Consider the following 24,370-nt stretch of genomic DNA (forward strand, 5'->3'; position numbering starts at 1 on the left):
GTCTATTCGGCAGCGACCATGCGTGGCTCATCTGGCCGGACCGCCCGGCGGATCACATCGAAATAATCCTTCGAGATGCAGTCATAGCCATCGTAATAGCCACGCTCGCTGAGCAGCCTGTGCAGGCGGCCGAGCCTGTAGGGCGGTACGCTGGCCAGCAGGTGATGCTCGAGGTGATAGTTCACATCGTTCGGGGCCACGATCACGCGCTGCCAGAGCGGCGCGACCGTCGTGCCGGTATTCAGCCGCGCATCAAGACTGGTGCGGTCCAGCGCGGTGCCGTGCTCCCCAATCTGGCGAAGGCGTACGATAGCCGGGAAAACAAAAAGGCGCGCCGCCCACCACATCGGATACGCCCAAGGCGCACCAACCAGCGTCAGCGTTCCGAGCAGCGTAATATGAAACATCAGCCAGGGGTAATTGCGCGAAAGCTTGAACTTTTTGAGGTCATTCATCGTATCCCGAAAGCCGGTCTGGCCGGTGAAATCACGGATGAATTTGCGCTTCAGGCTCGACTTCGAGACAGGGTAATTCTTCACGAAGCCGATGTCAGGATCGTTCGGCGTGCCCGCGAACTTGTGGTGTTTCAAATGGTAGGCACGGTACGCCTTGAGCGACGTATTCATCGGCGCACCAGCAAGCCAGTGGCCGACAAACTCATCTACTTTCGGACTTTTGAAGAAGGCGTGGTGGGCGCAGTCATGGTTCATGACACCTAGGCCAAGCTGGCGTCCACCAAGAAGGACAATACCAGCAAGGATCGTCAGCGGGTTCGGCCAGATAATCGCAATCGCGAAGGCAAAGACGATCAGGCCCCAATTGAAGGCAACGCCGCCGAGGGCCCGCAAATTCGATTTCTTCTGAAAGGCACGCAGCTCACTCTTTGACAGCGCTTGCGAAAGCTTCATTCCCTGTTGCATGAGCGGACTCCTGATACCTAGCCTTTCTTGTTTATTACATATATGAGCAGCTTCTGTCAAATGTCGTATTATTTTAAACCTCTCGACAGAAGCAGCATGACGGCCCGCGCCATGGTGCTATCCCTGCTCTCCAGCCGGCGCAGCGAACCGGAGACAATTTCGCGTCTCATACAAGCGGCGAGCCTTTTCGATATTGAAGCCTCCACCCTGCGCGTCGCGGTCACCCGGCTCATCAAGGACGGCCTGCTCGAAAGCCCGTCGCGCGGCCTCTATCAGCCCGGGCCGAAATCGCGCTCGCTCGTGCGCCGGTTGCAGGACTGGCAGAATGTGGACAGCAAGATTGTGCGCTGGGATGGCGGCTGGCTTATCGCGCTGACGCAGCATCTTGGACGGACTGACCGCAAGCAGCTGACCGCCCGCGAGCGCGCATTGGGCCTTTCCGGCTATAGACGCACGCCCGAAGGGGTCTGGGCGCGCCCGGCCAACCTGTCACAGCCGCTGGATGAGCACCGACGAGAACTGATCGATATCGGCGCGGATGAAGACATCCTGCTACTCCATGCCGACGCGATTGAAATGCCCGATAGGTCAGCCTGGCCAGATCTCTGGTCAGCTGACGAGCTCGCCGCAACCTATGTCGAGGCGACACGCGCCATGGAAGGCAGCCTCAAGCGGCTTGGCACTCTTCCGGTGCCGGACGCTGCTCGTGAGTCCCTACTCATCGGGCAGGCTGTCATCCGCCTCATCAACTATGACCCGCTTCTGCCGCCAGAACTTGGGGACCAGAAGGGGTTCCTCAACATGGTCGAGACCATGCGCCGGTATAATGAGGCGGGCCAGAAGAGCTGGCAGGCCTTCTTTGCGGCGGGCTGAGCCCTAGTCGCAGTGCCAGCAGGTCTCATATGGCGTGTAGCCGATTGGCCCGCCCGGTGGCAGCGCCTTTGCGGTCACGGCTGGCGGGTCGATATCAGCCGGGGCGTCGAGGAAATCCTCAATGCGGCCACTGAGCCATACCGCATGACTGTCACGCTTGCTTTCAAGCGCTCCTAGCAGATCCTCCAGACCAGCAGAAGCAGACGCCTTCACGGCCGCTGTCGTGTCGGCACCTGCAAGGTCCATCAGGGCGAAGGCGTAGCGCGCCCGAACGGCTTCAGCGATGGGCCGCGTTCGCGCCGAGTTGGGTGTTGCGATCACCGCCTGCTGGATGCGCGCGAACACGTCGCTTGCCCCCGGATTTGCAGGATCGCGGCGATTGAACTCGATCAGGCGCGCGACGCGCTGCGGCTCAAGAAGGATGCCGAATGTCGTCGCGGCGGCGGTATCGGCAGCGGCGATAAGGTCGAAGGCCGGGCTCGCCGATCCGGCGAATCGTTCGCGGTCCCAATCGGCCAGCGCATAATTCGCCATGCCCGGTGTCAGCAGGTTCAGAACCTCGTCGCTGAGATCAAGACGCGAGGGTGCCACTGTTTCCAGAAGCACATCGAGCGCCTCAAGCTGGCGTTCCGGCGAGACGATCTCTGCCGGAGGCTGTCCATCACCGCGCTCTCCATAATTGAAGCTCATACCGCCGACGAGCTTGGCTGCAGCAGCCGTCTGATAACGATGATAAAGGTAGATGGGCACGATGACATCGTTGAGGTCAGACAGGGGCTGGCCTTGCTGCACACGATCCTCGCCGAAATTCTCCAGTGCGATGCGCCTGATTTCAAGCGTCTCGCGGAGCGCGGCGACCGGGTCTGGTCCGTTGTCCCAGATATTGCCGAGGGGATGGCCCGTCGACGCGCTGCGCGCATCCTGGTCGGCAACATAGATGAGGCCATTAGACCGCGCCTCCAGGACGAGGTCATCGCGCTCCTCATCGGTCAGGTCGCCATATAGCCACGTCGCCGTGAACTTGTCCCAGCTGCCAATGCCGACACCGTAGACATTGCTGAAGTCGAGTGCGCCTTGTCGGACCCGAACGTCGGGCGCCGGATAGTCCATGACAGAGCCTTTGCCGTAGGTACTGGCCGCAAAATTATGCTGGAAGCCGAGCGCATGGCCGATCTCATGGGCCGAGAGCTGTCGGATGCGTGCAAGGGCGAGCTCGACAGGGTCAGTTTCAGATCCCGTGCCGGTCTCCCCAGTCCCCGTCAGGCCCTCGAAGATCATCCGGTCCTGCCGCACGCGCAGCGAACCAAGAATGACATGGCCCTTCAGCATCTCACCTGTGCGCGGGTCGGAAATGCCTCCGCCATAGGACCAGCCGCGCGTCTGGCGGTGGACCCACTGGACGACATTGTAGCGGATATCGAGGGGGTGCGCGTCTTCGGGCAGAACTTCGACGCGGTAGCCATCCGGGTAGCCCGCGGCTGCAAACGCATCACCCCACCAGCTTGCGCCGTCCAGAAGCGCGTCCTGTATCTGGGGCGGCGCGCCGCTATCGATATAGAAGACAATCGGATTGATCACCTCGCCAGCCTCGTTCTTCTGCAGGCGGTAGCGCCGGGCAAGACGCGTCACGACCGGCTCTGCTAGGCCTGCGCTATAATCGAAATGAACCTGATCGATCACGCCCGCGCGCGGGTCGGACTCGATCGGTGTGTAGCCCTCTTCAGGAAGGCGCACGAAAGAGTGATGCTGGACCAGCGTCATGTCGTTCCCGTTCGCTGCCGTGGTTGCGACCTCGCGCCCGGGATCGCTGCTCGACAGCGTCAGGAACACGTCGATTTCGACATTGTCCGGAAACGTGAGAATGCTGTCTGGATCGACCATGGAGCGGTCTTCTTTCAGGCTGAATGTGCCTTGGCCGGCATCCTTGAGGTGCTGGACAAGGTTCAGCCGGTCACCGGTCAGAAAGCCGGTCATGTCGAAGGACACCGAACCCGCATCTTGAGACGTGATGTCTGCAGCAGCGACAAAGGAGTTTGCAAAGCTCTCCGCCACGGCTCGCGCTTCCAGCGGATTGTCAGGGTTTGCCCGATAAGTCTGGTTTTCGACCTCCAGAACGACCCGGTTGCCGATGTTGCGGAAGACGAGGATTTCGCCGCTGGATCCCCACCCCCGGTCGAGACCGACAGGGTTTGAGCCCAGGCCAGCCTTCAGACGCACAGCGTGGATCATCCGCAGCATGACGCCGTCGTCGCCGGGCGCAGGAAGAGTCGCGATGACCTTGTTCTCATCATTGATCGCCACGTCGAAGAAGCCGTTGCCGCCGCCTGGCTGCGCCCCAGCGGGCGGCGAGATAGCAAGTATGAGAACTGCGAGTAATCCGGTCAAAATCTGGCGCAACGGGCGGTCTCCTTCTGGCTGGCCGCCAGACCCTAAGGTCATTGACGTTGCGATGTCGAGCGCCTGCCGCGCGGGAAAGCGCCCCGGCAGATTGTCAGGCGGGAGGCTTCCTGCGAACTTGCCGCCAGATACAGGGAGACAGAGCAGATGGCAGACCTCGCAAGCAGGTTATTCGATTTTACCGGCAAAACGGTTCTGGTGACCGGCGGCAGCCGCGGGCTTGGCTACCAGATGGTGAAAGCGTTTGCCGAACAGGGCGCCGATACGATCATCGTCAGCCGCAAGCTCGATGCGTGTGAAAAGGTCGCCGAGGAGGTCCGCGGTCTCGGACGCAAGGCTCTGGCCCTGAGCGCCCATTGCGGCAAATGGGAAGAGATCGATCCCATGATCGAAAAGGCCTATGAGGCATTCGGCAAAATTGACATCCTCATCAACAATGCGGGCATGAGCCCGCGCGTGCCGAGCCACGAGGTCGAGGAAAGCCTGTTCGACAGCGTGCTGAACCTCAACTTCAAGGGCCCGTTCCGGATCGGCGCGAAGATCGGAAAGCGCATGGCGGACGGCGATGGCGGTTCAATCATCAACATCTCCTCGACCGGCGCGCTCATGCCGCTGCCGCAAGTTGTCCCCTATAGCGGGGCGAAGGCCGCGCTGAACGCGATGACGGTCTCCTTTGCCCGCGAATACGGGCCGAAGGTGCGCGTGAATACAATCTCTGCCGGCCCGTTCCTGACCGACATTTCGAAGGCGTGGCCCGAAGAGATGCGCCAGTCGGCTGACAATGCGCTTGGCCGTCCCGGCGAGCCGGAAGAGATCGTCACCGCCGCGCTTTGCCTGGCAAGCGATGCGTCGAGCTTCACGACGGGGACGATCCTGCGCGTCGACGGCGGCAGCTAGGACAGGCCGGCACCCCAGCCCATATCGACAAATCAGGCTGCTCCGTGCAGGCTCCGCGCCATGACGCTGCGGGGCACGACATGAAACTATCCTTCGGACCTGGCGCACTTGTCGCCGCCGCCTTTATCGGGCCGGGCACGGTCACTGCCTGCACTGTGGCCGGGGCGAGTTTTGGGCACGCGCTTGTCTGGGCGCTGGTCTTTGCGACGCTTGCGACCATTGTGCTGCAGGACATGGCGGCGCGGCTTGGCGCGGGCGCACGGCGTGGTCTTGGCGAAGCGCTGATGGCCAGCGTTAGCGGCCCCATCGGCAAGGCGGGCGCGGCGATTCTGGTCCTGCTCGCAATCGGTGTCGGCAATGCGGCCTATGAAGGCGGCAACCTTGCTGGCGGCGTCATGGGGCTGGAAGCGCTGCTTGGTGAGGGCACGCGGCGGCTTCTGGTGGCAGGTCTCGCCATCATCGCGGCGGGGGTTCTGCTGATCGGTGCCTACAAGCCGATCGAGCGCATCCTGATCGGGCTCGTCCTCGTGATGAGTCTCGCCTTCATCATCTCTGCCATTCTCGTGCGCCCGGATTTATCGACATTTGCGGCAGGTCTCGTGCCATCAATACCTAACGGTGCGCAGCTCACAGCCGTCGCGCTGATCGGCACGACGATCGTGCCTTACAATCTGTTCCTGCATGCTGCGGCGGCGCGAAACCACTGGACGGATGCCAGCAAGCTCAGCGAAGCGCGGCGCGATTCTGCCATCTCTATCGGGCTCGGCGGGCTTGTCTCCATCCTGATCCTGTCGACGGCCGCGGGCAGCCTCTTCGTGGCGGGCATGGAGGTCAGCAATGCGCGTGATATGGCGATCGCGCTGGAACCGGCCTTTGGGCCCGCAGCGCGCTATCTTGTCGGCATCGGTCTCTTCGCAGCGGGCCTTACCTCAGCCATCACCGCGCCAATGGCGACCGCCTATGCGATCACTGAGATGTTTCCGGCCAAATCGGAAAGCGGACAAACCGGACGCTTCCGCGCCATCGCCCTCACCATCGTCGCAATCGGCGCGGCCATCTCGCTGCTTGGGATCGATGCGGTTTCCCTTATTGTCACCGCGCAGGCAGCCAACGGGCTACTCCTGCCGATTATCGCAGTCTTTCTCCTCTATGTGATGAACCGCAAGGCCCTGCTTGGCGACAGCGTGAACGGGCTCGCCGCCAATATTGCGGGCGGACTGGTCATCCTGATCACGCTCATGATCGGCCTTCGCGGTATCTGGAGAGCCCTCAGCACGGTGCTTGGCGCATGAGTGGCTGGCAGTTCTGGATTGATCGGGGCGGCACGTTTACCGACATCGTCGCCCGCACACCCGAGGGGCGCTATGAGCTTCTGAAGCTGCTCAGCGAGAACCCCGGCGCCTATGAAGATGCGGCCATCGAGGGCATCCGGCGGTCCCTCAATGCGCCGGAAGGACAGCCGCTGCCCTTCCATGAGATCGATCAGGTGCGCATGGGCACCACGGTTGCCACCAATGCTCTGCTAGAGCGGAAAGGCGCGCCGACCCTCTTTGTCGTGAATGAAGGCTTCGGCGACCTGCTGATCATCGGGCGCCAGTCGAGACCGCGTCTGTTCGACCTCGATATCCAGCGCCCTGCCCCGCTCAATGACGGCGTCCTTGAAGTTGCCGCTCGCATCGACCTCGATGGAGAACTCCTGCAGCCTCTGGATGAAAAGAGCGTCGCAAAAGCCCTGTTGGACGCACGCCAGCGCGGCCTCGAAACCTGCGCGATTTCTCTGCTCCATGCGTGGAAACACCCAGAGCTTGAAAAGCAGGTCGGCGCGCTCGCCCGGCAGGCCGGCTTCGAGACGGTGACGCTCAGCCATGAAGCCGACCCGCTGGCGGGCTATGTCGCGCGCTCTGCCACCGCCGTGGCTGACGCTTACCTCACCCCGGTCCTGCAGCGTTATGTCGATCAGGTCGCCAGCCGTCTTGGCGACACATCGCTTCACTTCATGCAGTCGAATGGCGGCCTGATGGAAGCGAGCCGCTTCCGGGGGCGCGATGCGGTCCTCTCAGGCCCCGCTGGCGGCGTCGTTGGCGCGGCAAAGACCGCCGCTCTGCTCGGCCATGACCGGATCATCGGCTTCGATATGGGCGGCACTTCGACCGATATCTCTGTCTATGATGGGCAGTTTGAGCGCGTCACCGAAACCGAAGTTGCCGGTGCGCCGCTGCGCGTTCCCATGATGGACATTCACACCGTTGCCGCAGGTGGTGGATCGGTCCTTCGCTTCGATCAGGGCCAGCTGCAGGCAGGCCCGCAAAGCGCTGGCGCAAATCCTGGGCCTGCCGCCTACAGGCGCGGCGGCCCGCTGACCGTCACCGATGCAAACATCCTGCTTGGCCGGATCCAGCCAAGCGCATTTCCGCCCGTCTTCGGGCCAGAGCAGGATCAGCCGCTCGACCTCGATGCGGTGCGCACCGGCTTCGATCAGATGGCGCGTGAGGTTGAGGCTGAGACGGGGCTCTCCCGGTCCGCGGAAGAACTCGCAGCCGGTTTCCTCCAGATCGCGGTCGCAAACATGGCTCGCGCCATTCGCAAGGTAACGCTGGAAAAAGGCCGCGACCCAGCCGACTTCGCGCTGCAGGCTTTCGGCGGGGCTGGCGGCCAGCACGCCTGTCTCGTTGCTGATGAGCTCGACATACAGACTGTCATCATCCACCCGCTGGCAGGTGTTCTGTCGGCGCTTGGCATCGGCCTGTCCGATGAAATTGATATTGCGCGGGCCTCAGTCGAAGAAGCGCTCAATGACCAGTCGCTCAAGCGCGCCCATTCGCGGATCGATAGCCTAAAAGACCAGCAGCGCGTAAGACTTGGCTCTGGCAAGCTTTCATGGACCGTCAGCGCAGCGATCCGCTATGCCGGAACCGATACGAGCCTGCCTGTTGAGTTTGGCGAGTTGGGCGCGATGAGAGAGGCGTTCGAGACGCTTCACGAGACACGCTTCGGGTTTCGGACCGCTAGGCGCGAAATGGTCCTTGAATCCCTCACCTGCGAAGCGCGCCGCCCCGCCCCCGCATTTGAAAACGCGCCGCCAGCAGCGAGTGGCGCGCCCGACAAGTCGAACACAGTCAAACTCTGGAGCCGCGGCGAGGAGGTGGAGGCGCCGATGATCGCGCGTGCCGCCCTGTCACCCGGCCGGGAGATCCAAGGCCCTGCCCTCATCACTGAAGAAACCGGCACGACTGTCATCGACGCTGGCTGGTCGGCAACTGTCGCATCGGGCGGCGAAATCATCATGCAGCGGAGCGGCGCCGCACGGCGAGAGCTGGTTGAGGCCACGGACACGCCGGACCCGGTGCTCCTGTCCTTGTTCAACAACATGTTCATGGCGATTGCAGAGCGGATGGGCGCGGTGCTGCGCGACACAGCGACCAGCGTGAACATCAAGGAGCGGCTGGACTTCTCATGCGCGGTCTTTGACGAGCAGGGCCGCCTCCTCGCCAACGCGCCTCATATGCCGGTTCACCTGGGCGCGATGGGCGAAAGCGTCCGGACCGTCCTCAAAAGCCGCGGCGCGAGTTTGAAGCCGGGCGACATGATTTGCCTCAACAATCCGTTCAATGGCGGCACGCACCTGCCCGACATTACCGTCATCGCGCCCGTGTTCGACAAGGGTGGACAGGACATTCGCTTCTTTGTCGCCAATCGCGGACATCACGCTGACATTGGCGGGCTGACCCCCGGCTCGACCCCGGCACGCGCTACGAAACTGGAGGAAGAAGGCGTCGTCATCGACGATTTCCTGCTGCTGAGCGAAGGCGAGTTCCGCGAAGATGCCCTGCGCCAGATGCTCAGTGATGCGCCGTGGCCCGCCCGCAAACCGGATCAGAATGTCGCCGACCTCCGCGCCCAGATGGCCGCCAATATCGCTGGCGCGAAGGACCTGCTCGCCATGATCGAGCGGTATGGCCGCGAAGGCGTCGCCTCTTATGCGGGACACGTTCTCGACAATGCCGAGGAGAGCGTGCGCCGGGTTATCGACCGGCTGAGCGATGGCGAGATGCAGATCACGATGGATGATGGCCTGCCGCTCTGCGTCTCGATCAAAGTCAACAGGCAGGCCCGGTCAGCGAGAATCGATTTTACAGGCACAGGCCCGCAACGTCCTGGCAACTTCAACGCCCCGCCCGTGGTTTGCCGCTCTGCCGTGCTCTACGCGTTCCGCTGTCTCGTGGCAGATGAATTGCCGCTCAATGAGGGCTGCATGCGGCCGCTGGAGCTGGTGATACCGGAAGGGTCTTTCCTGTCTCCCTCGCATGGCGCGGCCGTCGTGGCAGGCAATACTGAAGTCAGCCAGGCGGTCTGCAATGTATTGTTCGGCGCCATGGGCGTCAGCGCGGCGGCGCAAGGCACGATGAACAATCTGCTCTTCGGCAATGATGACTACCAATATTACGAGACGATCTGCGGCGGCAGCGGTGCAGGCCCCGGCTTTGACGGCACATCCGGCGTGCATACGCACATGACGAATACCCGCATCACCGATCCGGAAATCATGGAGATGACCTACCCGCTGCGCCTTGAGCGCTTTTCGTTGCGTCGCGGCTCCGGCGGAAATGGCGAACGCACTGGCGGCGACGGCGTCGTGCGTACCATTCGCGCGCTGTCGGAGACAGTCTGCACGCTCGTCTCTTCGTCGCGCCAGACCGCGCCTTTCGGCCTCGAAGGGGGCGGGGATGCAAGCTGCGGACGCCAATGGATCGTGCGGGCCGACGGTCGGCGCGAGCCTATTGATGGCATCGTCACTGAAGACATGCACGCCGGCGATACGATCACGATCGAGACACCGGGCGGCGGCGGCTTTGGCCGCCTCAAGCAGAATTGATCGATTTTTTTGGTCAACTCTCTGGCAGGCTACCGCCAAGCGGACTAGTCTAACCCATGTTAAGGCCCGGATGAGGGGGGCCGCAGTCATCGTGGCACAGGCCAAGCCTGACGTGTCGGCTCGCGCGCCCAGCAAGCGTCCATCGCTTCGAACCGGTGTCTTTCGCAGTGCGAGAGGAGGATCAGCGCATGGCAGAACTCAAGGTCAACGGGCAAACCGTAAGCGTCGACGCAGAAGAGAACACACCGCTTCTCTGGGTGCTGCGTGAACATCTGGGGCTGACTGGCGCCAAATATGGATGCGGTATCGCCCAGTGCGGCACCTGCACGATCCACATTGATGGCCAGCCTGTCCGCTCCTGTACCTACCCGGTCGGGGCGCTCTCGGGCGAAGAAGAAATCACCACGATTGAGGGCCTGTCCGAAGATGGCAGCCACCCTGTGCAGCAGGCATGGGTCGAATTGGACATTCCTCAGTGCGGTTACTGCCAGCCCGGCATGATCATGGCGGTCGCAGGCCTCCTCAATAACACGCCGGACCCGACCGATGAGGACATCGACGCGCAGGTCACGAATATCTGCCGCTGCGGGACGCTCGCACGGGTGCGCAAGGGCATCCACCTCGCCAAGACGAAAAAAGCCTGAGGGAGGGCTGACACATGGCTGATACGATCAAGCTCTCACGCCGCAATTTCATCATCGGCACCGGCGCTGCCGGTCTGACCATCGGCATTCTGGCCTCCTGCTCGAACAACAACGAAGACGGCGGCGAAGCAGACCAGGCCGCAAATGCCGAACCAAACCCCGAAGTGAATGCGTGGGTGCATATCGCCCCCGATGATACGGTCACGATCCGAATTGCCCGCTCTGAAATGGGCCAGGGCACGCTGACCGGTCTCGCCCAGCTTGTCGCCGACGAACTCGACTGCGACTGGGACAAGGTCACCACAGAATATCCGACACCCGGCGAAAACCTCGCCCGTGACCGCGTCTGGCGCGACTTCTCCACCGGCGGCTCTCGCGGCATCCGTGGCAGCGTCGACTATGTCCGCGAAGGCGGCGCCGTTGCGCGTGCCATGCTGATCCAGGCCGCTGCGAACCAGTGGGAAGTGCCTGTCGGCGAATGCTCTGTCGAGAAGGGTGTCATCACTCACGGGCCGAGCGGCAATACGCTGCGCTATGGCGAAGTGGCAGAGGCCGCCAGCGCCCTCACCCCGCCAACCGGCGTGCAGGTGAAAGACCCGTCCGAGTGGAAAATTATCGGCCAGCCGGTCAAACGTCTCGATACCGCCGACAAGGTCACCGGCGCCCAGAAGTATGGCGCTGACCTCCAGATGGAGGGCATGCTGAATGCGGCCATCAAACAGGCTCCGAAGCGCGGCGGCACGCTCGCCTCCTTCGATGCTGATGCCGTCATGTCGATGCCGGGCGTTCGCAAGGTGGTGCAGGTCGACGATACATCCGTCGCCGTTGTCGCCGACAGATGGTGGCAAGCGAAGACCGCGCTCGACGCCCTCCCCGTCGAATGGACGGACGGCGAAGGCGCTGACTATTCAAGCGCCGCCTTTGAAACAGAGCTTGAAAACGCGCTGACCGCAGATGACGCGTCCGTCGCCAATATGAGCGGCGAAGTCGACGCAGCCTTCGCCAACGCGGCCCAGACCGTCGAAGCCACCTATCGCGTCCCGCATCAGAACCACGCCTGTATGGAGCCGATGAACGCGACGGCCATCTGGACTGAGGACAAGTGCGAAGTCTGGTGCCCGACACAGAATGGCGAGGCCGCGCTTGGTGCCGCCTCTGAAGCGGCAGGCCTGCCGATTGAGCAGTGCGACGTCTATAAGCTCCTGCTCGGTGGCGGCTTCGGCCGCCGCGGCATGAGCGACTATGTGAGCCAGGTCGTGAAAATCGCCAAGGAGATGCCCGGTACGCCGATCAAACTTCTCTGGACGCGCGAAGAAGACATGCAGCATGGCTTCTATCACCCGACCACGCGGGCACGGTGTGAAGGCGCACTGGACGCCGATGGCAATCTCACCGCCATCAAGATCCGCATTGCGGGCCAGTCCATCCTTGCGGGTCTGATGCCACAGGCACTGCAGAACGGCATGGACCCGTTTGCCTTCCAGGGCCTCCTGCCAAGTGGCCTCGATGAGCGCGTCGAGGACCAGACGCTGAAATACACCTTCCCGGCCCTCAAGTTCGACCATGCCATGCGGAACCCGCCTGTGCGTCCGGGCTTCTGGCGCGGCGTGAACGCGAACCAGAACGCGGTCTACCTTGAATGCTTCATGGACGAGCTTGCCCATGCAGCCGGAAAGGACCCTCTGGAGTTCCGCCTCGCCTATATGGGTGACGCGCCAGAGCTGGCCGCCGTCCTGCGCGCCGCTGCGGAAGGGTCTGGCTGGGGCAACGACGATGGCAAGTCACGCGGTCTTTGCGCCTTCTACTCGTTCGGCGCCTACACCGCCGCATGCGCCGAAGTGACGGTGGACGATGCGGGCCAGCTGAAGATCCACCGCATCGTTGCCGCGACCGACCCGGGCTACGCCGTCAATCCGCAGCAGGTCGATGCGCAGGTCGCTGGCTCCTTCGTCTACGGTCTCTCGGCAGCACTGTTCGAGGAGATCACCTTCGAGAATGGTGAGGTGCAGGAGCGCAACTTCGACACCTATAACTCCATGCGCCTTCGGGACATGCCGGAAGTCGAAACGATTGTCATGCCATCGGGCGGCTTCTGGGGCGGTGTCGGTGAGCCGACCATCGCCGTGGCCGCGCCAGCCGTGCTGAATGCGATCTATGCAGCCACCGGCAAGCGGATCCGCAACCTGCCGATCAAGGATCAGAGCCTGAGGGACGCGTGAGCCCGAAAGCTCTGAAATCAATCTCCATCGCCGCCACCAGTGCGGCGATGGCTTTTACTTTCGCCGGATGCAGCGCTGGAGACACCCCCGCTGAAACGCCAGCACAGGCGGCTGAGACCTCCATAGCCAATGGCGACATGTTGAGAGGCCAGACGCTCGCCCTGACTTGTTCTGGCTGCCATGGCGGGTCGGGTGATGCGATTCCAGACTATGATGACCTCGACCGCGCAACGCTTGAGGCGCGCCTCCTTGCTTACAAGACGGAGGAAGATGGCACGACAGTCATGCACCGTCTGATGCGTGGCTATGACGAAGCCGACATTGCCGCCGTCGCCGCCTATCTGACTACGCCGGAGGAGGGGTGATGGCCTGGTCCCCAAAACGACGAGATGTGCTTGCTGGTCTTGCAGGAACAGCGTCACTGCCGCTTCTCGCGTCGCCAGCAATTGCGCAGGCCCAACCAAAGGTCGTTATTGTGGGTGGCGGCTTTGGCGGGGCAGCCGCCGCGCGCTTTGTGAAGACCTATGTGCCCGGTGCCTCAGTCTCGCTGATCGAGCCGCAGGCGCGCTACACTGCCTGCCCGTTCAGCAACCTCGTCATCGCAGGGCTTCGGAGTCTGGAGGCGCAGCAGTTTGGCTATGAAGGCCTCAAGGCCCTCGGCATCAAGGTCATTGGTGACAGGGCGGATGATGTGGACGCGGCGGGCCGGACGGTCACGCTCGGCTCCGGCGACACGCTCTCCTATGACAAGCTGATCCTGTCGCCCGGCATAGACATTCGCTGGGGCGCCCTTGAAGGCTATGACGAAGCGGCGGCGAGCATCATGCCGCATGCCTGGAAGGCCGGGCCGCAGACCTCGCTTCTGCGCGAGCAGTTGGAAGCCATGCCCGATGGCGGCACAGTCATCATGTCGGTCCCCACCGCGCCCTATCGCTGCCCGCCCGGACCCTATGAGCGCGCCAGCCTGATTGCGCATTACCTCAAGACGCAGAAACCAGCCTCGAAGCTGATCATCCTCGACGCCAAGGATGAGTTTTCAAAACAGCCACTCTTCCTTGAGGCATGGGCCGAACATTATCCCGACCACCTTGAATGGATCGGCGCGAGCGACTTCGGGCGTGTGATCTCGGTTGATCCGGGCGCCATGACGCTTTCAACCGATTTCGACACCTATGAGGCCGATGTCGCCAATGTCATTCCACCTCAGAAGGCAGGTGAGATTGCCGCTCGCGCGGGCGTCGCCGATCAGACGGGCTGGTGCCCAATCAACCCGGTCGACTTCTCCTCCACACTCCAACCCGACATCTACGTGATCGGGGACGCGACAATCGCCGCGCCAATGCCGAAATCAGCCTTCTCAGCCAATCTCCAAGCCAAGCTTTGCGCCCTGCAGATTAGGCGGGAACTGAAGGGCGAAACGCCCGCGCCGACCATCCTTGCCAATACCTGCTATTCTTATGTCACGCCGGATGCGGCGGTCTCGATCACGGGCGTCTACAGCAATGAAAGCGGACAGCTTTCCAGCATTGAAGGCTCTGGCGGCCTCAGCCCTGCCGGCCCGGCTGCCGGCGTCCGCGCTGCAGAGGCCGCCGAAGCCGAAGCCTGGTTTGAGCAGATCACGCAGCAGACCTTTGGATGAGAACGGCGCTTCCTGTCCTCGCGATCACGCTCCTCGCCGGATGCAGCGGCGAAACAGCATCGCGGCTTGCAACACCCGTCGAGATAATAGGTGACGAGATCACGGCCCCACTTCTCGGCCTGCAAGGCGACGCGGCGCGCGGTGAAGCGGTGTTCGCAGAACGTGAGCAAGGTCACTGCGTGCTCTGCCACGCTGTTGAAGGCCTGGACGCTGAATTCCAGGGCAATGTCGGCCCCGCGCTCACCAGCGTTGGCGCCCGGCTGAGCGAAGGTCAGATCAGGCTTCGTATCGCCGACATCCAGTCCCTCTGGCCAGATACGCTTATGCCATCATATTATCGAACAGGCGGGCTGAACCAGGTTGCCCCCGCCTATGCGGGTGAGCCTGCACTGACGGCCCAACAGATCGAGGACCTCGTTGCCTACCTCGGACAACTCGACGGTGAACGCACATGAAGACCCCTAGCAGACACACAGCCCTCGCAAGGCGCAGCTTTCTCCGGCTTGGGGCCGCAGGCCTCGTGGCAACCGCAGTGCCCTTGCAAGCGGCTGCCGACGCCGCAGACGCAGATGCAGCCATCCGCGAAATCTTTGGCGACAAGCCGCTCAATGAAGGGCGGGTCAGCGTGAAGCTTCCGCCGATCGCCGAAAATGGAAACTCGGTCGCGATTACTGTGGCTGCCGAAAGCCTGATGTCGCCGGACGATTATGTCCGCCGCATCGCGATCATTTCGCCTCGCAACCCGATCGCCGAGGTTGCCGTGTTCAAGCTCGGCCCGCGTGCTGGCAAGGCAGAGATTTCCACCCGCATCCGCATGGCTGGAACGCAGCGCATCCGCGCTGTCGCCGAGATGAGCGACGGCACACTCTGGCATGGCTCAGCAAGCACGGTGGTCACGCTGGCCGCCTGCCTGATCGGATAGGAGGGCAGACCCATGGCGACCATACGTATTGCAGCTCCGGACACGGCGAGCGCTGGCGAAGTCATCGAACTGAAAGCCCTCATCCAGCATCCGATGGAGACAGGCTATCGTAGCGGCCCCGACGGCAAACGGATCGAGCGTGACATCATCGATAAATTCGAAGTCACCTATGACGGCGAAACTGTCTTCGAGGCAGACCTCCAACCCGGCATCGCCGCCAACCCGATCTTCACCTTCTACACCCGCGCAACCGCCTCAGGCCCGATTGTCTTCAAGTGGACAGACCAGGACGGCGAAAGCTGGTCAGAGACCCACGACCTTACCGTGGAATGAGGGCGGGGCTCGCACTCCTTTCGGCGTTTTGCCTGACTGCCTGCGGAGATGTCGTGGCCGATACGAAATCGCCCCCGGCTCCGCCTCGGCCCCTGCAATCTGGATATGAATTCCTGCAGCCGCAGACGCAGGCCTTGCAGGATGATGATTTTGCCAATCCGGGCTTTCTCTGGATCGACCGGGGCGAAGCCTTGTTCACTGAAGCTGCCGCTCCTGCGGAGGCCTGTAGCGATTGCCACACCGACACGTCATTGTCGTTAGCAGGCGCTGCTGCCCACTACCCCAAGATCGACGCCGAAAGCGGCGACCTCATCAATCTGGAGGGGCGAATAAACCTCTGCCGAACGCGTCATCAGGACGAGGCGCCGCTCGAATATGAGAGCGATGAGCTTCTCTCGCTGACGGCCTATGTCGCCTACCTGTCGCGCGGCACGCCCGTTTCTGTCGACATCGAAGGCACCGCCGCAGACTGGTATGCGCGCGGACGCGACTATTTCGAAACACGGCGCGGCCAGTTCAATCTCTCCTGCACCCAGTGCCATGATGACAATTGGGGAAAGAAACTGCGCGGCGATACGATTAGTCAGGGGCACGGAACGGGATTTCCCGCCTACCGGCTTGAATGGCAGTCGCTCGGCTCACTCCACCGGCGCCTGCGCGACTGCGATGCAGGTGTTCGGGCAGAGCCGCGACCATACGGGTCGGACGATTATCTCGCCGTCGAACTCTATCTCGCAAAGCGCGCCGAAGGCCTTGCGATCGAAACCCCCGGGGTCCGCCGATGAGCGGTAAAGCAAAGCTCAGCGTTCGTATCGACCTGCCCAATGGCGGGCGCTTTGGCCCCGGTAAGGCCACCCTCCTGCGCGCCATCGCAGAGCATGGCTCCATACGCAAAGCCGCAGCCGCTTTGGGCATGTCCTACCCACGCGCGCTCAAGCTGATTGATGAGATGAATGGCGACTTCGCCGCGCCGCTCATCGCATCCACCCATGGCGGCGCCAGCGGTGGTGGCTCCGAACTCACGCCGACCGGCGAAAACGTCCTCGGGCTCTATGCCGAGATAACGGACGCCGCCAGCACAGCGTCATCTTCAGCTATAGGCAAGCTTTGCAGCCTGCAGGAATAGAAGTTTGCTGGCATCGTTCTAAATGATGATTTAGAACGGCAGGTATCGTGACGATGCAGCAGACTTATCCAGAACATCCTGAAGACGTGCTCAGCCAATGGCTGGACTGGCATGAGGCGGGTCCTGTGGCGCTCGTTGTTGTCACCGGGATCGAGGGCGGCGCAGTGCGCGCACCGGGCGCCCTGATGGCGGTCCGCGAAGACGGCGCCTTGGCGGGCTACATCTCTGGCGGCTGTATCGACTCCGATGTCGCGCTGCAGGCGCAGAACGCATTGCGCGCGGGGAAGGCCAAACAGCTCCGCTATGGCGCAGGCTCCCCATTCACAGACCTTCCTCTGCCCTGCGGCGGGGCAATCGAAGTCACCATTATCCCGGATGCAGACCTGCATGAGATCATGACGGTTCGCGATCAGCTAAGCGCGCGAAAGGCCGCGCAGCTAAGCCTTGAGGCACTTGGTGACTTCAAGCCTCACTACGTTCCCAAGCCTCGTCTTCGTATTGCCGGGCGCGGAGCCGACTGCCTTGCCCTTGCCCGCGTTGCAAGCGCCGCTGGACTGGATGTCCGGCTACAACTGCGCGACGGCGAAGACGTGGCTGCAGCGGCTGCGCAAGGCTTTGCCGACGTGACGGCGCTTGAGACCCCTTCAGATATTTCCGCCGCGCATGACGATGAATGGACCGCCTTCATCCTCATGTTTCACGACACGCATTGGGAAGGCCCGCTTCTGAAGCAAGCGCTCGAAGGCCCTGCTTTCTATGTCGGCGCTGTCGGCAGCCGGAAAACGCATGCCCGGCGCACTGAGGCGCTCAAAGCAGACGGTATCGACGAGGTAGCGATCGCCCGCATCCACGGCCCCATCGGCCTTATCCCCTCCATGCGCGACGCATCCATGCTCGCGATCTCGGTCCTCGCAGAAGTCGTTGCGAGCTATCACGATACGCTTCGCCAGCCCTTCGCCGAAACGGCCATCATCCTGCTCGCAGCAGGCCAGTCGAAGCGTTTTGAGCGCGGAGACAAACTGCTGGCCGAGCTTGAGGGGAAACCCATCCTTGGACACGTTGCCGGATTGCTCGCGGATCAGGAAGTGGCTGCCCGGATTGCCGTGACCGGGCCAAACGATAACGCCCGCGCAGCCGCGCTCAAAGAGCAAGGCTGGGAGGTGATTGAGAACCCCGACGCCGCTGATGGACAGGCGACCTCACTCAGCACTGGCATCCGCGCCGCGAAGGCTTCGGGCGCAAAATCGGCGCTCATCCTGCTGGGCGACATGCCCCACATCGGTGAGCCCCACCTTCTCGCGTTGCAGACGGGACTCGCCCGAGGCCGCCGGGCCGTCATGAGCCAGACGGGCGACATCCTCTGTCCTCCCGCGCTCTTCCACGAAACGGCCTTCGACGACCTGATGGCGCTCTCTGGTGATGCAGGCGCAAAGTCGCTGTTCGCCAAGCTGCCCAATACCGCCCTGGTCGACCTCTCACCCGACAAAGCGCTCGATATCGACACGCTAGCCGATCTCGAACGCGCGAAAGGACTGACGCATGCCTGACGGACATACCGCCCTGAAGCCTGCACCGCTGACCGACCGCTTCGGCCGGGAGATCAGCTATCTGCGTCTCTCGGTCACAGACCGCTGCGACCTTCGATGCACCTATTGCATGGCAGAACACATGACCTTCCTGCCGAAGAAGGATCTGCTCAGCCTGGAAGAGCTGCAGACCGTTGCGGACGCGTTCATCCGGCGCGGTGTCCGCAAGATCCGCATCACGGGCGGCGAACCCCTCGTGCGCAAGGACATTATGGGCCTGTTCGAAGGGCTCGGCGACAGGCTGGGATCCGGCCTTGATGAGCTGACGCTGACGACGAACGCGACGCAGCTCGAAACCCACGCCGAAGCCCTGGTTAAGGCCGGGGTGAAACGCGTGAACATCTCGCTCGACACGCTCGACCCGGACATGTTTCGCGAGATCACGCGCCGCGGCGACTATGAGAAGGTCATGCGCGGCATTGAAGCTGGCGCGGCAGCAGGCCTCAAGATCAAGATCAACACGGTCGCCCTCCGCCACCAGAACGCGGGCGAGATTCCGCACATGGTCGAATGGGCGCACGCCCATGGCTATGACATGACGCTGATCGAGGTCATGCCCCTCGGGATTACCGGCGAAGACCGGTATGACCAGTACATTCCCCTCTTCGACATCCGTGATGAGTTGGAGCGGCGCTGGACCCTCACGCCCGAAGATGCCCGCGACACGAATGGCGGCCCGTCCCGCTATGTGCGCGTCGCGGAAACCGGCGGTCGGCTTGGCTTCATCACGCCGCTGACCAACAATTTCTGCGCAGGCTGCAACCGCGTTCGGGTCACCTGTACGGGCCGCATCTATATGTGCCTTGGCCAGGACGATCATGTCGATCTTCGTGCCGCGCTGCGCGAAAGCAGCGACCCGCAGGCCGCGCTCGACGAAGCGCTGGACCGGGCGCTCATCGCGAAACCGGAGCGCCATGATTTCGAGATCAACAAGCGCGGTCAGGGCCCGGCGCTCGACCGTCACATGTCCGTGACAGGGGGCTGAGGCGATGGCCGACATCCTCTACTTTGGACGCCTTGGAGACGTCGCTGGCACAGGGGCTGAAAAGCTCGACATACCCGCCGCCATTACAGACACAGCCGCACTCCGCCGCTGGCTCGACGCTGAAAAATCAGCGGGCGGCGCCTTTCTGGAAGCGAGCGTCCGGCTCGCCGTGAACAGCGAAATCGTCGTCGATCCTCACCCCATTTCCCCGTCCGATGAGATCGCCTTCATGCCGCCTGTCGGTGGCGGCTGACCTGCCAGCGATGATCACGCTCACGCCTTCCCCTTTCAGCCCATCAAAGGCGCTCGCCACCTTTGAGAAAGAGGCACGCGGCGCTGGCGCGATCGTAAGCTTTACCGGCCTTGTCCGTGACCGGGCGGGCGACGCGGACGTCGAAGGCCTGCACCTTCAGGCCTATTCGCCAATGACGGAGAACGGCATCGAGAAAGCCGCCGCAGATGCCCGCCAGCGCTGGCCGCTGACGGCGCTGCGCATCATCCACCGCATTGGCGACATGGGCCCGTTTGAGCCCATCGTCTTTGTTGCCACCGCCTCTGCGCACAGGCGAGCCGCATTCGAGGCGGCAGACTTCCTGATGGATTACCTCAAGACAGAAGCCGTCTTCTGGAAAAAAGAACTTACTGAAACTGGCAGCCGCTGGATCGAACCGCGCGCCGAAGACTATAGCGACAGCACCCGCTGGACGCAGACTGATACGGAGACTGACCGCAATGCACGGCATAAATGAAAGCCTCGACTTCCATCCGGTACGCATCGCCGTACTGGTGATGAGCGACACAAGAACCCTTGAGACCGACACGTCCGGCCTCACCCTCGCGAGACGCATCGAGGACGCCGGTCACATCCTCGCTGACCGCAAGATCGTTCCAGACGACAAGGCTGCAATTCGCGCGCAGGTTTCGGCCTGGATCGCCGATCCTGAGGTCGACGTCGTGATCACATCCGGCGGTACGGGTCTGACGGGCCGGGACGTCACGCCTGAAGCCGTCACGCCCCTCTTCGACAAGATCATCGATGGCTTCTCGGTCATCTTCCATCAGGTGAGCTATCAGAGTGTTGGCCTCTCGACGCTGCAGTCGCGCGCGATTGCGGGCCTCGCTAGCGGCACCTTCGTGTTCTGCCTGCCGGGCTCGAACGGTGCGGTGAAGGATGGCTGGGACAAGGTTATCTCGCACCAGCTCGACAGCCGTCACAAGCCTTGCAACCTCGTTGAACTGATGCCCCGCCTGATGGAGCATATGGGGCATTCACATTGAGCGGCCTCACACATATCGGGCCTGACGGGCGCGCCCGCATGGTCGATGTCGGCGACAAGGACGTCACCGAACGCGTCGCCCTCGCCCATGGCCGCGTTCACATGCAGCCCGAAACGCTAGAACTCGCCATTGGCCGCGACACCAAGAAAGGCGACCCGATCGCCATCGCTGAACTTGCCGGCATCATGGCGGCCAAACGTACTTCAGACCTGATCCCGCTGTGCCATCCGTTGCCCCTCTCCTCGGTAAAGGTAGAGATCGAACCGGACACAGAGGCGAACGCACTCCTCGTCACGGCGAAGGTGAAGACCAGCGGGCGCACCGGCGTCGAGATGGAGGCGCTGACAGCTGTTTCAGCTGCCTGCCTCACCCTCTATGACATGCTGAAAGCAGTCGACAAGGCGATGCGGATCGACGCGGTCGAACTTCTGGAAAAGACAGGCGGCAAGTCTGGCGACTACCGGAAAGCAGGCACATGAGCGGCCTTATCAGTGTTGCTGACGCGCTGGATGCACTCGCGCAGAATGCCCTGCCCATGTGCGCTGAGACTGTCGCCATTGAGCAGGCGCATGGCCGCCAGCTGGCCGAAGCCGTCACGGCGCGCGTCAGCCGCCCACCTGCCGATATGTCCGCCATGGACGGCTATGCCGTTCGCCTTGAGGATGTCCGCAAGGCCGGGGCTCGCCTGAGTGTTATCGGCGAAGCGCCAGCGGGCGCCCCGTTTGTGCAAACGCTCGGAAAGGGGCAGGCTGTCCGAATCTTCACGGGCGGCGAAATCCCTGTAGGCGCTGATCACATCGTCATCCAAGAGGACACCTCCCGATCAGGCGATGAGATCACCTGTCATGAGGCCTACGACGCGCCCCAATTCATCCGGAAGGCCGGCCGCGATTTTCACGAAGGCGACACGCTTCTGGAAGACGGCGCCATACTCGGCGCAGGCGAACTCGGGCTGCTCGCAGCTGGCAACATAGCCGAAGTGAAAGTGCGCCGCCGCCTTCGCGTCGGCATCCTTGCGAACGGCAATGAGCTGAAGCCCCCGGGTAGCGAACTGAAGCGCGGTGAGATCGTGAATTCAAACCCCGTCGCGCTCGCAGAACTTGTCCGATCCTGGGGCGGAGACCCCGTAGATCTCGGCATCGCAGAAGACACGCTGGACGCGATCTCTGAGCGGATCGAAAGCGCGGGCGACATCGACATCTTCCTACCCGTCGGCGGCGCTTCCGTCGGCGATCATGACCTTATGCGCCCTGCCTTTGCCGCGGCTGACTTCACGCCTGTTTTCGAGAAGATAGCGGTGCGCCCCGGCAAGCCGACCTGGTTTTCAACGCGCGGCGACACCCGCGTGCTCGGCCTGCCTGGTAACCCGGCTTCTGCACTGGTCTGCGCGCAGCTTTTCCTGAAGCCGCTGATCACCGGCCAACGCCACAGCCTCATCAAGGCGAGCCTTGCCTGCGACCTAGAAGCTAACGGACCACGGGAGCACTATATGCGCGCCTTCGCGGCTTTCACCGTTGATGGCGGTTTGAGCGTCGATCCGGCGCCCGATCAGGACAGTTCGCTGATCAAACCTTTCGTCACGAGCGCCGCGCTCCTGCGGCGCCTCCCGAACGCGCCAGAAAAAAAGCGCGGCGAGCTGGAGGACATCATCCTGACCAGCCTGCCGCGCCTTTAAAGCCTCAAATGGCTGCGTCCTTATTCCGGGGTGTAGCCCGTCTCGCTCATCACATAGGCGATGATGGCGGCGCGCTGGTCCTCGCGCGGCACACCCGCAAAACTCATGCGGTTGCCCGGCAGGAAGTTGCGCGGGCTGGCAAGCCACTGGTCGAGCTGCTCAGGCGTCCATTCGAAATCGGCGTCCTGCAGAGCTTTTGAGTAATCGAAGCCTTCATGCTCACCGACCTTGCGGTCAAACATGCCATAGAGGTTTGGACCAAGCAGCGTCGGGCCACCTTCGGTCAGCGAGTGGCAGGACGAACACTGCATGAAAAGGCGCTTGCCCGTAGCGTAATCTGCGGATGCGTATGGCTCAGGAAAGCCAGCAAACTGAGTACCTTCTTCGGCTGGGCCCGAAGCGGTCTCAACCTCTTCCGGCGCGGTCTCGGCAGGCGTTTCTGCGGTATCCGCATCCATTTCAGCCGGCGGCGTAGATGCGTCCGGAGCGGCTGGCTCTTCACTTCCGCCGCAGGCGCTGAGGCCCGCCGCAAGAAGAATGGCAATCATGCTTGTGCGTAGTGTCATGGTGTCTCTCCCATCAACCTGGTCAGTTATCACCGCCTAACACTAGGCCAGCGCTCACGGCTTGCAAAAGAAAATGAGACGCAAACCGAAAAGAAATCCGCCTATTGTCCGGGATCGTCAGCTATTGTCCGTTTCCGACCAGCGGATCGTTCACGCCGGCAACATCGAGAATAGGTGAAGCTTCGATCTTCTCAGCGTCGAGAAGCGAAACAACGCGCAGAAGCGCAGCGGTGATGCTCGCCTGCTCCCACTCAGCCAGCTGACCAAAGCGCGTGCGGAATGTGTCCTGCAGGAGGTCCGGAGCGCCATCGAGAGCGGCGAGGCCTTTCTCGGTCAGCTTCACCCATACGCGGCGGCGGTCAGTCTCTCCGCGTCGGCGCACGACAAGTTCCTGCTCCTGCAGCTTGTCTATCAGAATGGAAATCGTTGCCTGCTTCAGGTCGACCGCGCGGGCGAGGTCACCCGTCAGCGTTTCGCCCTGGGTGCGCAGCACTTGCAGCACCAGAAGCTGCGAGGCCGTCAGCCCCGTCTTTGTGGCCACCGCTTTGACGTTGCTGGCGGTCGCCTTCAATACGCGCCGGAGCGCAACAAGCGCTGTTTCAGCCTGATCCTGCATGTCTTCGCTCCAGGTATCGGCATGCGCCGCAGACAGACGCACCGACTCAAATCCTTCAGAAAGTTGCGCCATATTATCAAATATCCTTTGTTTGCAAAATTATTATTATATCAAACGAATTTAGGGGATAAGTTTCCCGGAATTAGCTCCCAAAAATTGTTTTATCTCCTATTCTCAAAGTTATGCCTGCATGGGTTGACCCCATCTCCGTCACACATATATAGATAGTCAAACAATATTTATTTGGCAAGCATATCAACGGAACCCGTTGCGCAGTTAGCCATTATAAAAACGGAAGCGGGCTTGGAGACATGACGACAGACGCAGTGACAATCGAAGCACCAAAGAGCGAGGACGGCGCCGCCGTTCACGATCTCATTGCCGCGTGTCCGCCTCTGGATACCAACTCGCTTTACATGAACCTGATCCAGACGACGCATTTTGCTAATACGTGCGCACTCGCGCGCGAGGACGGCGAAGTCATCGGTTGGGTCAGCGGTCATATTCCACCCGAAGAGCCGGAGGTATTCTTCCTCTGGCAGGTCGCGATCGGTGAAAAGGCACGCGGGAAGCGCATTCCCAAGCGTCTCGTCGCCGACATCTTCTCGCGCCCGTCCTGCAAGGATGTGCGCTATCTGAAGACGACGATCACGCCTGATAATGAGGCGTCCTGGGGCCTCTTCAAAAGTCTTGCGCGCTGGCTCGATGCCCCGCTGCAGGAAAGCCCCTTCTTCGACGAAGACAAACACTTCAAGGGCCGTCACGACAGCGAGATTCTCGTGACAATCGGGCCTTTCGGTCGGCCGGCCGCAAGCTGAGCC

General features: G+C 62.1%; 25 protein-coding genes. 21 read left to right on the forward strand and 4 right to left on the reverse strand.

What is annotated here, in order from left to right; translation table 11 throughout:
* Positions 1-2: 2 nt before the first annotated feature.
* Positions 3-920, reverse strand: coding sequence for a fatty acid desaturase family protein (locus tag KUV46_03275; protein QYJ01425.1), 918 nt, complete (start codon positions 918-920; stop codon positions 3-5).
* 60 nt (positions 921-980) lie between these two features.
* Here KUV46_03275 and KUV46_03280 point away from each other — a divergent pair, with 60 nt between their 5' ends.
* A complete protein-coding gene (locus KUV46_03280; GenBank protein QYJ01426.1) occupies positions 981-1,793 on the forward strand; it encodes a hypothetical protein in 813 nt (270 codons plus the stop codon).
* A gap of 3 nt (positions 1,794-1,796) precedes the next feature.
* On the opposite strand, the gene KUV46_03285 is transcribed toward KUV46_03280, so the two are convergent.
* Entirely contained in the window at positions 1,797-4,190 is a 2,394-nt protein-coding gene (locus KUV46_03285) for a zinc-dependent metalloprotease (GenBank protein QYJ01427.1), read from the reverse strand.
* 147 nt (positions 4,191-4,337) lie between these two features.
* Here KUV46_03285 and KUV46_03290 point away from each other — a divergent pair, with 147 nt between their 5' ends.
* From KUV46_03290 to KUV46_03380, 19 genes are all read left to right on the forward strand, one after another.
* Positions 4,338-5,087 carry an SDR family oxidoreductase gene (locus KUV46_03290; protein ID QYJ01428.1) on the forward strand — a complete coding sequence of 250 codons (750 nt, stop codon included), beginning with the start codon at positions 4,338-4,340 and terminating at the stop codon, positions 5,085-5,087.
* An 80-nt stretch (positions 5,088-5,167) separates the two neighbouring features.
* Positions 5,168-6,379 carry a divalent metal cation transporter gene (locus tag KUV46_03295; protein ID QYJ01429.1) on the forward strand — a complete coding sequence of 404 codons (1,212 nt, stop codon included), beginning with the start codon at positions 5,168-5,170 and terminating at the stop codon, positions 6,377-6,379.
* Positions 6,376-9,960: a hydantoinase B/oxoprolinase family protein gene (locus KUV46_03300; GenBank protein ID QYJ01430.1), complete on the forward strand. Its 3,585-nt coding sequence runs from the start codon at positions 6,376-6,378 to the stop codon at positions 9,958-9,960. The genes KUV46_03295 and KUV46_03300 overlap by 4 nt, the downstream gene beginning before the upstream one ends.
* Positions 9,961-10,148: 188 nt before the next feature.
* Positions 10,149-10,604 (forward strand): (2Fe-2S)-binding protein, encoded by a 456-nt coding sequence (locus KUV46_03305; protein ID QYJ01431.1) that lies wholly within the window; start codon positions 10,149-10,151, stop codon positions 10,602-10,604.
* 14 nt (positions 10,605-10,618) lie between these two features.
* Positions 10,619-12,823 carry a molybdopterin-dependent oxidoreductase gene (locus KUV46_03310; protein QYJ01432.1) on the forward strand — a complete coding sequence of 735 codons (2,205 nt, stop codon included), beginning with the start codon at positions 10,619-10,621 and terminating at the stop codon, positions 12,821-12,823.
* Entirely contained in the window at positions 12,820-13,188 is a 369-nt protein-coding gene (locus tag KUV46_03315; GenBank protein ID QYJ01433.1) for a hypothetical protein, read from the forward strand. The genes KUV46_03310 and KUV46_03315 overlap by 4 nt, the downstream gene beginning before the upstream one ends.
* Positions 13,188-14,462 (forward strand): NAD(P)/FAD-dependent oxidoreductase, encoded by a 1,275-nt coding sequence (locus tag KUV46_03320; GenBank protein QYJ01434.1) that lies wholly within the window; start codon positions 13,188-13,190, stop codon positions 14,460-14,462. The genes KUV46_03315 and KUV46_03320 overlap by 1 nt, the downstream gene beginning before the upstream one ends.
* A complete protein-coding gene (gene soxX / locus KUV46_03325; protein QYJ01435.1) occupies positions 14,459-14,917 on the forward strand; it encodes a sulfur oxidation c-type cytochrome SoxX in 459 nt (152 codons plus the stop codon). Before KUV46_03320 ends, soxX begins: the two co-directional genes overlap by 4 nt.
* Before the next feature lie 65 nt (positions 14,918-14,982).
* Positions 14,983-15,384: a thiosulfate oxidation carrier protein SoxY gene (locus tag KUV46_03330; protein ID QYJ01436.1), complete on the forward strand. Its 402-nt coding sequence runs from the start codon at positions 14,983-14,985 to the stop codon at positions 15,382-15,384.
* 12 nt (positions 15,385-15,396) lie between these two features.
* Positions 15,397-15,717: a thiosulfate oxidation carrier complex protein SoxZ gene (gene soxZ, locus KUV46_03335; GenBank protein ID QYJ01437.1), complete on the forward strand. Its 321-nt coding sequence runs from the start codon at positions 15,397-15,399 to the stop codon at positions 15,715-15,717.
* Complete coding sequence (soxA, locus tag KUV46_03340; protein ID QYJ01438.1) at positions 15,714-16,502, forward strand: sulfur oxidation c-type cytochrome SoxA; 789 nt, start codon at positions 15,714-15,716, stop codon at positions 16,500-16,502. Before soxZ ends, soxA begins: the two co-directional genes overlap by 4 nt.
* Positions 16,499-16,843 carry a LysR family transcriptional regulator gene (locus tag KUV46_03345; protein QYJ01439.1) on the forward strand — a complete coding sequence of 115 codons (345 nt, stop codon included), beginning with the start codon at positions 16,499-16,501 and terminating at the stop codon, positions 16,841-16,843. The genes soxA and KUV46_03345 overlap by 4 nt, the downstream gene beginning before the upstream one ends.
* Positions 16,844-16,896: 53 nt before the next feature.
* Positions 16,897-18,390, forward strand: coding sequence for an NTP transferase domain-containing protein (locus KUV46_03350; protein QYJ01440.1), 1,494 nt, complete (start codon positions 16,897-16,899; stop codon positions 18,388-18,390).
* The gene (moaA, locus tag KUV46_03355; protein ID QYJ01441.1) at positions 18,383-19,414 is read left to right on the forward strand and encodes a GTP 3',8-cyclase MoaA; all 1,032 of its coding nucleotides are present in this window, start codon (positions 18,383-18,385) and stop codon (positions 19,412-19,414) included. Before KUV46_03350 ends, moaA begins: the two co-directional genes overlap by 8 nt.
* Positions 19,415-19,418: 4 nt before the next feature.
* Positions 19,419-19,667, forward strand: coding sequence for a molybdopterin converting factor subunit 1 (gene moaD / locus KUV46_03360; protein ID QYJ01442.1), 249 nt, complete (start codon positions 19,419-19,421; stop codon positions 19,665-19,667).
* Between the two features lie 10 nt (positions 19,668-19,677).
* The gene (locus KUV46_03365; protein ID QYJ01443.1) at positions 19,678-20,163 is read left to right on the forward strand and encodes a molybdenum cofactor biosynthesis protein MoaE; all 486 of its coding nucleotides are present in this window, start codon (positions 19,678-19,680) and stop codon (positions 20,161-20,163) included.
* Positions 20,147-20,692, forward strand: a complete 546-nt coding sequence (gene moaB / locus KUV46_03370) for a molybdenum cofactor biosynthesis protein B (GenBank protein ID QYJ01444.1) — start codon at positions 20,147-20,149, stop codon at positions 20,690-20,692. The genes KUV46_03365 and moaB overlap by 17 nt, the downstream gene beginning before the upstream one ends.
* On the forward strand, positions 20,689-21,171 hold the full coding sequence (gene moaC, locus KUV46_03375; GenBank protein QYJ01445.1) for a cyclic pyranopterin monophosphate synthase MoaC: 483 nt from the start codon (positions 20,689-20,691) through the stop codon (positions 21,169-21,171). The genes moaB and moaC overlap by 4 nt, the downstream gene beginning before the upstream one ends.
* The gene (locus KUV46_03380; protein ID QYJ01446.1) at positions 21,168-22,367 is read left to right on the forward strand and encodes a molybdopterin molybdotransferase MoeA; all 1,200 of its coding nucleotides are present in this window, start codon (positions 21,168-21,170) and stop codon (positions 22,365-22,367) included. The genes moaC and KUV46_03380 overlap by 4 nt, the downstream gene beginning before the upstream one ends.
* Positions 22,368-22,387: 20 nt before the next feature.
* Here the strand turns inward: KUV46_03380 and KUV46_03385 are convergent, their stop codons facing one another.
* Together KUV46_03385 and KUV46_03390 are read right to left on the reverse strand one after the other, a co-directional pair.
* On the reverse strand, positions 22,388-22,933 hold the full coding sequence (locus KUV46_03385; protein QYJ01447.1) for a cytochrome c family protein: 546 nt from the start codon (positions 22,931-22,933) through the stop codon (positions 22,388-22,390).
* A 121-nt stretch (positions 22,934-23,054) separates the two neighbouring features.
* Positions 23,055-23,621 (reverse strand): MarR family winged helix-turn-helix transcriptional regulator, encoded by a 567-nt coding sequence (locus KUV46_03390; protein QYJ01448.1) that lies wholly within the window; start codon positions 23,619-23,621, stop codon positions 23,055-23,057.
* Between the two features lie 239 nt (positions 23,622-23,860).
* On the opposite strand from KUV46_03390, the gene ectA reads away from it, so the two are divergent.
* A complete protein-coding gene (ectA, locus tag KUV46_03395; GenBank protein ID QYJ01449.1) occupies positions 23,861-24,367 on the forward strand; it encodes a diaminobutyrate acetyltransferase in 507 nt (168 codons plus the stop codon).
* Positions 24,368-24,370: the final 3 nt, after the last annotated feature.

Origin of the sequence: Thalassovita mediterranea, from assembly GCA_019448215.1 — a bacterium.
Classification (GTDB): domain Bacteria; phylum Pseudomonadota; class Alphaproteobacteria; order Caulobacterales; family Hyphomonadaceae; genus Henriciella.

Bases quoted from the DNA above. Each gene is read 5' to 3' on its own strand.
- KUV46_03275 (QYJ01425.1), bottom strand. From the start codon at position 920: ATGCAACAGGGAATGAAGCTTTCGCAAGCGCTGTCAAAGAGTGAGCTG.
- KUV46_03280 (QYJ01426.1), top strand. From the start codon at position 981: ATGTCGTATTATTTTAAACCTCTCGACAGAAGCAGCATGACGGCCCGC.
- KUV46_03290 (QYJ01428.1), top strand. From the start codon at position 4,338: ATGGCAGACCTCGCAAGCAGGTTATTCGATTTTACCGGCAAAACGGTT.
- KUV46_03295 (QYJ01429.1), top strand. From the start codon at position 5,168: ATGAAACTATCCTTCGGACCTGGCGCACTTGTCGCCGCCGCCTTTATC.
- KUV46_03300 (QYJ01430.1), top strand. From the start codon at position 6,376: ATGAGTGGCTGGCAGTTCTGGATTGATCGGGGCGGCACGTTTACCGAC.
- KUV46_03305 (QYJ01431.1), top strand. From the start codon at position 10,149: ATGGCAGAACTCAAGGTCAACGGGCAAACCGTAAGCGTCGACGCAGAA.
- KUV46_03310 (QYJ01432.1), top strand. From the start codon at position 10,619: ATGGCTGATACGATCAAGCTCTCACGCCGCAATTTCATCATCGGCACC.
- KUV46_03320 (QYJ01434.1), top strand. From the start codon at position 13,188: ATGGCCTGGTCCCCAAAACGACGAGATGTGCTTGCTGGTCTTGCAGGA.
- soxX (QYJ01435.1), top strand. From the start codon at position 14,459: ATGAGAACGGCGCTTCCTGTCCTCGCGATCACGCTCCTCGCCGGATGC.
- soxZ (QYJ01437.1), top strand. From the start codon at position 15,397: ATGGCGACCATACGTATTGCAGCTCCGGACACGGCGAGCGCTGGCGAA.
- soxA (QYJ01438.1), top strand. From the start codon at position 15,714: ATGAGGGCGGGGCTCGCACTCCTTTCGGCGTTTTGCCTGACTGCCTGC.
- KUV46_03345 (QYJ01439.1), top strand. From the start codon at position 16,499: ATGAGCGGTAAAGCAAAGCTCAGCGTTCGTATCGACCTGCCCAATGGC.
- KUV46_03350 (QYJ01440.1), top strand. From the start codon at position 16,897: ATGCAGCAGACTTATCCAGAACATCCTGAAGACGTGCTCAGCCAATGG.
- moaA (QYJ01441.1), top strand. From the start codon at position 18,383: ATGCCTGACGGACATACCGCCCTGAAGCCTGCACCGCTGACCGACCGC.
- moaD (QYJ01442.1), top strand. From the start codon at position 19,419: ATGGCCGACATCCTCTACTTTGGACGCCTTGGAGACGTCGCTGGCACA.
- KUV46_03365 (QYJ01443.1), top strand. From the start codon at position 19,678: ATGATCACGCTCACGCCTTCCCCTTTCAGCCCATCAAAGGCGCTCGCC.
- moaB (QYJ01444.1), top strand. From the start codon at position 20,147: ATGCACGGCATAAATGAAAGCCTCGACTTCCATCCGGTACGCATCGCC.
- KUV46_03380 (QYJ01446.1), top strand. From the start codon at position 21,168: ATGAGCGGCCTTATCAGTGTTGCTGACGCGCTGGATGCACTCGCGCAG.
- KUV46_03385 (QYJ01447.1), bottom strand. From the start codon at position 22,933: ATGACACTACGCACAAGCATGATTGCCATTCTTCTTGCGGCGGGCCTC.
- KUV46_03390 (QYJ01448.1), bottom strand. From the start codon at position 23,621: ATGGCGCAACTTTCTGAAGGATTTGAGTCGGTGCGTCTGTCTGCGGCG.
- ectA (QYJ01449.1), top strand. From the start codon at position 23,861: ATGACGACAGACGCAGTGACAATCGAAGCACCAAAGAGCGAGGACGGC.